Below are 4184 nucleotides of genomic sequence, written 5' to 3'. Positions count from 1 at the left end.
ACCGGCGGTTCGCGCCCCGTGAGAACCGGCGGGTCTCCCAGCGCCGACGTATCCAAGCTGAACCCGGACTTACCGTACTTCAGGTCTATGTGCATGCGGTCACTCCTCCGTCTGTCAATCGTGTTCCCCGTCAGTGCCGTTCCCATCTGGTGATTCCACAAATGCACATCACTGGTGAGTCCCAACATCGCCCAGAACCCTGAGCAGTCATTCTTCCACAGAGGTCTGCTATGTCCTGCACGTCAGGACCCTTGCTCTCAGTCTGATTCACCTAATTGCTCTCACGGGTTCAGCGGCCAACTGTCGGACGCCTGGGCGTAACTCCCCTATAGCTTGAGAATACTACGTCCCGAGCGAACTTCGGCTATAGGAGGGACGCGCGTGGGGACCAGGGAAGACGAGGAACTGGCCGGAAGAGTTCTCGAATCCATCAAGCAGGACAAAGGACTCAGTGCGTATGAGATAAACGTCAGGGCGCTCGACGGAGCCGTCCATCTCAGTGGCGTTGTGGATGTGCTTGTCGAAAAGATGAGAGCCGGTGACATCGCCTCCAGAGTGACTGGGGTAGACTCTGTGGAGAACGGCCTCACCGTGTGCACCGACGGGCAGATCACCGACGATGACGTGGCCTTCGAGGTAGCTGAGGAACTGCGTCTCGACAACAACGTCGACATCAGCCGGGTTCACGGAGAAAGCAGCAAAGGCGTGGTGCACCTTCACGGTCACGTGGACTCGCTCGCTCACGAGAGAGCAGCGATCACGGCAGCCGCCAGGGCCAGAGGGGTCAAGGAGATAGTGAGCCACCTGGCTGTGGAAGGTGGAGACAGAGCCGATGACCCCGGCCTTACTAGCCGGGTCCAGGCGGCCATTGCAGCCGAGAAGAGGCTCCATCCTTACGCCATATCAGCCCGGGCTGAACGAGGGGTCGTACGGCTAGAGGGCGAGGTCCAAAGCGAGGATCAAATAGAGATCGCAGCGGAACTGGTCAGCGGCGTCAAGGGAGTTCAAAGGATCGAGAACAGGCTCACAGCTCCCAATCGTAAGACATCTGCGCCAGAAGAAGCTGCACAGGAGATCATCGATGCACGTGAGCACAATGAGTAGCTGTTCGCGCGACTCGTCGATGTCCTTGTCGTCAAGGACGAGATAGTCATACTCGAAGGTGAGGCCGCCAACGCCGAGCAGCAGCACGTGATCGAGCCGCGTCTACCCGCATGCCAGAGTGTGACTGAGGTTTCTCGTGGCCGCGTATGCCTCCCGGTAGACACCATACAGTCTGTCATAGGTGGCCTTGTTGGCCGGGTCAGGCGTGACGACGGTGTCCGCCCGGATCCAGGCCTGTTTGAGTTGGCCGACTCCCTCGACCGCGCCCACCGCCATCGCTGCCAAGTATGCGTCCCCGAGAGGAGCTCCCAGAGGATTCGCCACACATGCCTGGGTCAGCCCGGTGATGTCACTGACACACTGAGTCCACAATGGGTTCCTCGTGCCCCCTCCCACAGCGCGTATGACGTGGGGAGCGGCGCCGGATCGGGTCATCTCCTCCAGATGATGCCTGATCTCGTAGCCGACCGACTCCAGCAATGCACGGTAAATGTGTGCCCCAGTGTGGCGCAAGGTGAGTCCGAGGATCACCCCTCGCGCGTGCTCGTCATTTACCGGAGTGCGCGCCCCGCCGAAATACGGGAGGACCACCAGGGAGTCTGAGCCTGCAGGAACCTGCCGCCCCATCTCGTAGAGCACCTCATACGGGTTCTTGTTAGTCTTAGCGGCCTCTGACCGGGCCTGGGCACCGAAGTTGTCACGATACCAGGAGGTGAGAGCTCCAGCCGCCGCGGTGGCGCCGGCCAGGACGTACCTGTCCGGCAGGCAGTAAGGTCCCCCGAACAGCGCGGGGTTGGAGGCAGGCTTGCCAAGACATGCAAGTACGACTGCGGTGGTCCCGTAGATCAAAGTCACCTCTCCGTCTTCAGTGGTCCCAGCCCCCACGGACTCCGCTGCGGCGTCACAGGTTCCCGTGGTCACAGGCGTGCCCGGCTTGAGCCCCGTCAGGCTGGCCGCGGTCTTTGTGACTGTCCCAACCAGCTTGGTGGGCCATGAGGGTTCGGGGAAGAGATCCGGGGAGACATCGGCGGCGTGGAACATGTCGGGGCTCTTGGCGAGAGTGCGGATGTCGATGAGACCTCCTGCCGTAGCCGTAAAGAGGTCCAGCGAGGGAGAGCCGGTGAGCCGGAAGGCCAAGTACCCGGCGGCATCAAGGAAGAGCTTAGCTTTGCTGTACACGCCCGGCTCTTCGTCTCTGAGCCACATGGCTTTAGGGAGAAGAGACTGGGTCGTGATAGGGTTGGCCGCAACTGCAAGGGCCTCATCCGGGCTCATAGCAGACTTCATCTGTTCTATCTGACGTGAAGCCCTGCTGTCGACACCGTAGAGAATAGCCGGCCTAAGAGGGTGGCCGGATGCATCCATCGGGACCAGGCACGGGCCGATGGCGCTGCATCCTACACCTGCTATCCTTTCGGGATCCGCTCCCGAAGTCCTGAGTATTTGGGCGAGGATCTCGGCAAACCCTCCCCACCACACGTGCTCCGCATCATGCTCCACCCAGCCCGGGCGGGGCATGGACACAGAATGCGTGCGCTCGGCTGCCGCGACTATCTCTCCGCCAGCGGTAACCAGGACTCCTTTGGCACCAGAGGTTCCGATATCCACTCCCAGAAGAAGGGGCTCCATGGGCATCCTCCTGTTTAGCACGTGTTACGGTGAGGAGTGCCAGGAGCGGGGTCACAGCACCCCGCCCCCGGCTGTCGGTCTACTAGTCCCAGGGCCAGCTCCCCTTGGCGGGTACGTTTGCCGGCGTGACCAGAGGAGCATCCACGTATATGGTGTTGGAGGGCACGACCTGGCTTGCGGGCTTGCCCTTTACCACTAGTTCGTCTATGAGCTGGACTGCACGCGCAGCCATCAGCTCAAACGGCTGCGCAACCGTGGCCACCAGCGGCGACCCACTCCTTATCAGGTCGAACGTGGCCTGTTCTCCGTCGACGCCAGTCACGAAGGTCTTGTCCCTACCGACTCTGGCAGCCTGCAAAGCCATGGTGACTGCCATGGCGGGCCCGTCCCACGGGCACCAGACCGCATCAATCTGCCCTGGGAACTGCGTCAGGTAGGTCTCCATCCTTGCCTGCGCATCCTGCATGAACCCGGCTGGGGGCAGGTTGTGCGTGGCCAGCACCTTTATCTCCGGGTTCTCCGACAGGACCATGTCAAGTGCCTTGCCTCTCTTGCGGGTACCGTGGTGCTCGCTGAACTTGAACACGATTATATTGCCTTTGTGCCCCAGCTTGTCCACCATAAAGGACGATATCTTGGACCCCATGACGTAGTTGTCTGTGGTGATGTCAGCAATGACGCCCGGTGCTGCTCCGGAGTCTATGGAGATGACCGGAATCTTGGCCTTGTTGGCAGTTGCGATCGCCGCTTTCACACTGGTCAGGTCGGACATCGCCACGACCAACACGTCCACCTTCATCTGGACGAAGTTCTCAATTTGGTCAGCGAGGGCCGGCCAGGAACCTTTGGCGTCTGCTGTTGCGACTTTCCAGCCTTGGGCTTTGCTCTGGGCAGTGAAGGCGTTGGTGACTCGAACCTGGGACGTTGCAGTCATGTTGGCTGCAACGTAGCCGACGGTAATCTCCTTGGCTGCAATGCTCACAGAGATCTGTGCGACTAGGGCCATGATGATAGCGGTTACGACGATCCTGATCATCCTGGTTCGTGACATGTCTGCACCTCCAAGAGTAGTCAGCGTTAGGGTCTGACCTTTGCACAAGATGGCTTGACATCGAGCAACTGCCCTTGGGTCTTGCGACCACCTCCTCACCTGGTCGTCCTGATCACACCCACGAGTTCATCCAGGGTCTTGCGCATGTCCGAGCTCTGCCAAATTGCGCGGCCCACTATCGCCCCTTGTGCGCCGGCTTTGACTGCATCTGCGACCATTGAGACAACATCCTGGTCTCCGGGTCCGCCCAAAACCATGATTGGCGCGTAGCATTCCTCCGCTATTGCCCTGAACCCCTCAGCATCCCCTGTATAGAGCGTCTTGATGATGTCCGCGCCGAGCTCCGCGCCTACGCGAGCCAGGTGTCGAACCGCCCGGTTCCTGTCCCATTTGGCGACGC

4 protein-coding genes are annotated in these 4184 nt (G+C 60.5%); 1 reads left to right on the top strand and 3 read right to left on the bottom strand.

The features are described from left to right. The first annotated feature begins 381 nt into the window (after window positions 1-381). Window positions 382-1104, top strand: a complete 723-nt coding sequence (locus NUW23_15195) for a BON domain-containing protein (GenBank protein MCR4427504.1) — start codon at window positions 382-384, stop codon at window positions 1102-1104. A gap of 102 nt (window positions 1105-1206) precedes the next feature. On the opposite strand, the gene NUW23_15190 is transcribed toward NUW23_15195, so the two are convergent. The 3 genes from NUW23_15190 to NUW23_15180 all read right to left on the bottom strand — a co-directional run. After that, complete coding sequence (locus NUW23_15190) at window positions 1207-2733, bottom strand: FGGY family carbohydrate kinase (GenBank protein ID MCR4427503.1); 1527 nt, start codon at window positions 2731-2733, stop codon at window positions 1207-1209. 82 nt (window positions 2734-2815) lie between these two features. After that, window positions 2816-3784, bottom strand: a complete 969-nt coding sequence (locus tag NUW23_15185) for a sugar ABC transporter substrate-binding protein (GenBank protein MCR4427502.1) — start codon at window positions 3782-3784, stop codon at window positions 2816-2818. A gap of 95 nt (window positions 3785-3879) precedes the next feature. Next, window positions 3880-4184: hypothetical protein (locus NUW23_15180; GenBank protein MCR4427501.1), on the bottom strand; the 305-nt coding region annotated here is incomplete at its 5' end.

It is taken from the genome of Bacillota bacterium, from assembly GCA_024655925.1.
GTDB lineage: Bacteria > Bacillota > DTU025 > DTU025 > JANLFS01 > JANLFS01.
The sequence above is the reverse complement of the archived record's forward strand: the minus strand, read 5'-3'. Positions and strand labels throughout refer to the sequence as shown.

Excerpts from the sequence above, each read along its gene's own strand:
- NUW23_15185 (MCR4427502.1), bottom strand. The coding sequence starts at position 3,784 with ATGTCACGAACCAGGATGATCAGGATCGTCGTAACCGCTATCATCATG.
- NUW23_15190 (MCR4427503.1), bottom strand. The coding sequence starts at position 2,733 with ATGGAGCCCCTTCTTCTGGGAGTGGATATCGGAACCTCTGGTGCCAAA.